This window comes from Nitrosomonas sp. Nm33, assembly GCF_900107265.1.
In the GTDB taxonomy this organism is placed as follows: Bacteria; Pseudomonadota; Gammaproteobacteria; order Burkholderiales; family Nitrosomonadaceae; genus Nitrosomonas.
Window position 1 is genome coordinate 1 of record NZ_FNPJ01000116.1, and the last position, 4,670, is coordinate 4,670.

The following is a 4,670-nucleotide window of genomic DNA, read 5'->3' on the forward strand; positions in this document are numbered from 1 at the left end:
GCACTCCAAGCCGGGAACTCGCGGGGTAATTGCCGCCATTGACAACCTGTTTTTAAAACATACAAAATTGCATTTACCACCTGGCGTAGACTTACTTCTCTCGGCCTTCCTGCTGCTGATACCGGTAGGTGGGGTTTCAAGTGATACCACGCTCCAGAGCTTAGGTTGCTCGGATAACACTTCTTCCGTTTTTTGGTTGATTCATAAAATGGTGAATGTTAACAAACAGCAAAAATCGCTACATCAGCTAGCTCTCAGAGTTTCCAAACAGTTTCTTAAGGTTCAATTCTCTGTCCCCTTGGGGCGTTAGAAATAGCAAAGACGGCCGTCTAGAAAGGAAAAAACGGCGTAACACCTCGCTGCATGCAGCGAGGTAGTTGTTTTTGGTTCGCCACAATTTTATTTGTTCTATTTTATCCAGTTAAATTCGATCCTAAAATTCGGAATCACCCTAACGATATAGTATCTTTATCTTACTGCCCAGCAAAATAATCTTGGTATATTCAGCGGGTACTGCTTGTATTTAAACCAAGGCTTCACCAGTTAATCTTTCTAAGATGCGTAGTGGAGAACGTGACGGATCACCCATCGCATCTGCCGGTAGGTAGAATGTTTGATCGAGACTGTGCTGTCCCCCCATAGCGCCATGCAGTACCAAATCGGTGAGTACAATCCAGCTTGATCCAGCCGGAAACTCCATGATTTTACGCGGCGCTGTCCGCTGATACTCCTTGTCACGGATACCAAGAGAGCGCAGCGTAGCGATGTACTGATCGTATTTGGTCTTTGCTCCGTCAATAATGCCGAGGCGAGCCAGGATGGAGGAAATCCAGCTCGGCTTGCTGAGGTGCACGGAAGGCAGAAAACGACGCACGAAGGGTTCGAACGGTTCACCGATCTGCCAGATGCGCGGTCGATTGACAGGGTTGATGTTGGTGAAGATGCGCAGCATGCTGCGCCCCTGAGTGGGGTATCCGTAACTCGAATCGATGTGTAACGACTGGGTGCTATTGCGAGGAATAGGGCGATAGGTGGTCCGTTTACGGTCCAACGCTTGCTGGTAGCTGGGGAATAATTGGGCAATCACATTCTCACCCCACTTGCTATAGCGTGACATGATCGCTTCAAGGTCAGGGCGCGCCGTGTCTCTGATTTGAGCCCGCATCATTTTTCCGTTCACGTGTACGAAATGATACTTCTTGATGCGGCCATGCGCTGGATCGAAAATGATCGTCGGTCGGCCGTCCTCAACGTCGGGCACTCGTGTCAGAATATTCGATGTGTCCGAGATTAATGCTCGCTCACCCCCAGATAACTCGAATCCGCTTTTGGGCAGGTAGATGAGCCCACCCCCTTCCAACATCTCAATGGCTTTGAGCCGTACCTCCGGCGCCGATAGATCGATTCCAGGCTCAATCGTCAGCATCTTCACCGTTTCAGCTTCTTCGCATACGGAAACACCCCCTATACCTACCATGACATCTCCTTGATTTATCTAGAAGTATAAATAGCTTGCCAGCAAAATAATGACACTACATTACCACCTTTTTGTCTAGATAGAAATTGTTTTGATCTTACTTCTAATTTAGTTAAATGTTGCTTCTAATTCTATTGAACTGAGTATCTGTAATCCATTAAATAGACACTTTTTTATCGAAGATACTACTTTCTGATGGTGCCAGCTTTTTGTCCCTTGAAAGAATTAAAAAAAACAAACCAACCGCTTTGGAACATGTGTGCTAGAGACTGAATTTTGTAAATTGGGAAGCGTGCAGAATGATCCCGGCTGATCTGCGTACTAACTATGCTATCGTCACAATAGCTGAAATAGAAAAATGATTGATGGCATTTGATGAAAAATGAGATAAGGATTATTCTTCCACGTCCAGCTTTGTCAGAGTTGAATTTAACTTTACCATTTCATATTAATGGGTATTTTCTAAAAAATTTGAATGAAAGCTCTATTCTTTCTTCGTCATTACAATGATATCGATCATATTACTCCGGTCATTTCCAAATGGATCGAATCCAATCATGTTTGTGACATTATTCTGATAGGTAATCCGAAGTTCCGGAATGATTACCGTATTCAATATCTAAGCAAGCTGGAAGGTGTGCGCGTCGCGCATATCCGCGATCTGTTGCCAGCGTTTGAATATGTCGCTTGGCGACTGCAAACGCTGTTATTGAGTCACGGTTTGCGACGATCGCTCATGGGGCCGCTAGTTGCTACCTTGCGCTGGGTTTTTGATGCTGGGAAACGGAAATTCATTTGGAGAAATACTGCTCATCGTCTACTAATGCATAGTTTTGTAAGTCTGGACAAAGGTGTAGTGGTATTTGACTGGATTACAAGAAATTCGCCTGTATGCCTGGAGTGGGTCGAAACAGTGGTATCCATGGCGCACAACATGGGTTTAGGGGCAGTATCGCTCCCTCACGGAGATAGTCCACATGCTAATCAGCTGATACGGCATGGAGAATGGCGCCTTCAGCCGGATACGCTGTATTCCGCTGGCCGAATATTTGACAAGCTGGTCGTGCCGAATGAATTATGTGCCAAACGCTTTCACCCGTTTATGACTAATCAATCATTAGCAGTACTGGGCTCGCCGCGCTATTGCGATGAATGGCTCGCTAAATTGAAAGAATTGTTACCTCCTGCACCACTGGTAAGCTCCAGCAATCAGCTCAAAATAGCGATGTTTCTGAGAAAGGATGATTTCACCATATTCTGGGAGGAAGTCGGCGAAGTTATTCGAATGATTGCTACTTTCCCAGGAACTGTATTGGTGATCAAGCCTCATACCCGTGGCGGCTGGAAACAATCTTTGACCAAGGATACTTCCCTGCACCGCTTGCCAAATGTAAGCATCGCTGGAGACAACATTCACTCGATTCATTTGATGAACTGGGCGGATGTCATTATCGATCTTGCCACTTCGGTAGTGTTTGAAGCGATCAAGGCAAAGAAACCGGTGCTGGCAGCCGATTACTTGCATGCTGGCCGCTCTGCAGTCGCTGAGTTTATGCCAGAAACAGAGCTGTGCTGTCGTGATGACGTCTATCAAAAAATAGATGAATTTCTTTCAAATGGTTGCAACTCCTTCTATATCGAGAAGCATCGGCGGCGTTTTATCAAGGAAATGCTTGATGGTCCTGATGCAGAGGTATTGCCGCGTTATGTAAGTTTGTTGGAGACGCAAGCACAAATGAGTTCGGTAGGGAAAGATAAAGATTGATAATAATTTGAAGTGATCTCGATCAGATCTTAGAATTTAACTAAATTGGAAGAACTAGCGATCCCGGGCATGGTCTTTCAGAGTGAGTGAATAGCCCGAGCACAAAAATGGAGGGGGTATGCATTGTCTGGTTTCTTGCAATTTGATTAAGTTATCATGAGTAAACCGACGGAATCTTCCGGTAAATCAATTGATGTCGTGATTCCTGTTTACAATGCACCTGATTTGACGCGGCGCTGCGTCGATTCTGTTGTGGTCTATCTTAGCAATTCCATCAGGCGTATTTTTATTCAGGATGATGCTTCCGCCAGTGAGACACGTGAAATGCTGGATAACCTGCCGTACGATTGTGTTGAAATTTATCATGCAAAAAGGAATCAGGGCTTCGGTCTATCAGTGAATGAAGCAGTTAATCGATCTGATGCTTTTTATGTATTGATTCTTAATTCAGATACTGAAATAAGTCATGATTTCCTCCCGCTGCTATGTGCGACATTAGCTGCTGATGCAAAGTTAGCAGCCATCATTCCCGCTGGTAACAGTTATGCCAAATATAACCTTGATCGCTATTTGCTGCGAGAAGGCGGCTATATATCGACTTATTACCTTCGAGGACATGCCATTCTGATTCGTCGTGATATTTTTCAGGAAGTGGGTGGTTTCGACCCTGTGTTTGGGCGAGGTTATTATGAAGACATTGATCTTGGCCGTCGGCTTGATCTTCACGGTTGGCGCTTTGGGGTGCATCCCGGCACTCGGATTTACCACAAAGCGGCCGGCTCGTTTGGCCGTGGACGAGCTTTACAGAAATTAATAAAGCGTAATCGCACTCTATACCTTTCACGCTATCCCAAAGCGCGACAGAATATCCTTCTTTTTTCAGGCGATTGTTCTCTAGCAGACTTTCCTTCGTCGGTCCTCGATGCAATTGAGAATGTATTCCATGAAGGGGGCTATGTACATTGGATTACACCGGCTATATCTCCTGCATTGCTATGCTTGCAGATGTATAGTCAACCCCTATGCTTAAGTGCGGTAATCAGTGTTGTTCTTCGTGGTTGGCGACGGGCAGACAGGCGCATTACAGGAATTTGGATGATGCCTGGCATTCCACTGTTGTTACGCACCTCACTGACACTTTGGGGCCGTGCGTTTGGGCTGGAAATAAAAGAGCTATCGCTTAAAGAAAAGACGATACAAGACTGTTCAGCCAGATTACTTTCCAAGTAATTAGAATGTTTAGTCCCACGGTGTGCTGGAGTAATATATAGTCAATTATCGAGGGACATATTATGGGACAGGTACTGCATGGAAGCGCCCGTACGACAGAGGCGGTGCGTCGAGCGATACAACATAGTCAAGAGAGCCTGAAAGCATTGGCAAAACGCCACGGAATTAACGAGAAGACCGTGGCGAAATGGAAGAAGC

General features: G+C 45.6%; 4 protein-coding genes and 1 pseudogene. 3 read left to right on the plus strand and 2 right to left on the minus strand.

All coding sequences use genetic code 11. The features are described 5' to 3' along the window. Together BLV54_RS14430 and BLV54_RS14435 are read right to left on the minus strand one after the other, a co-directional pair. Positions 1-113: pseudogene (locus tag BLV54_RS14430) on the minus strand (transposase); the annotation flags it as partial. A gap of 410 nt (positions 114-523) precedes the next feature. Further along, positions 524-1,477, minus strand: coding sequence for a Kdo hydroxylase family protein (locus tag BLV54_RS14435; protein ID WP_090572304.1), 954 nt, complete (start codon positions 1,475-1,477; stop codon positions 524-526). Positions 1,478-1,952: 475 nt separating this feature from the next. Here BLV54_RS14435 and BLV54_RS14440 point away from each other — a divergent pair, with 475 nt between their 5' ends. From BLV54_RS14440 to BLV54_RS15820, 3 genes are all read left to right on the plus strand, one after another. Beyond that, positions 1,953-3,242 (plus strand): hypothetical protein, encoded by a 1,290-nt coding sequence (locus BLV54_RS14440; RefSeq protein ID WP_090572305.1) that lies wholly within the window; start codon positions 1,953-1,955, stop codon positions 3,240-3,242. A gap of 156 nt (positions 3,243-3,398) precedes the next feature. Further along, the gene (locus tag BLV54_RS14445) at positions 3,399-4,472 is read left to right on the plus strand and encodes a glycosyltransferase family 2 protein (RefSeq protein ID WP_090572306.1); all 1,074 of its coding nucleotides are present in this window, start codon (positions 3,399-3,401) and stop codon (positions 4,470-4,472) included. 62 nt (positions 4,473-4,534) lie between these two features. Further along, on the plus strand, positions 4,535-4,670 hold a 136-nt coding region (locus BLV54_RS15820; RefSeq protein ID WP_339389399.1), incomplete at its 3' end, for a helix-turn-helix domain-containing protein.

Excerpts from the sequence above, each read along its gene's own strand:
- BLV54_RS14440 (WP_090572305.1), top strand. The coding sequence starts at position 1,953 with ATGAAAGCTCTATTCTTTCTTCGTCATTACAATGATATCGATCATATT.
- BLV54_RS14445 (WP_090572306.1), top strand. The coding sequence starts at position 3,399 with ATGAGTAAACCGACGGAATCTTCCGGTAAATCAATTGATGTCGTGATT.
- BLV54_RS14435 (WP_090572304.1), bottom strand. The coding sequence starts at position 1,477 with ATGGTAGGTATAGGGGGTGTTTCCGTATGCGAAGAAGCTGAAACGGTG.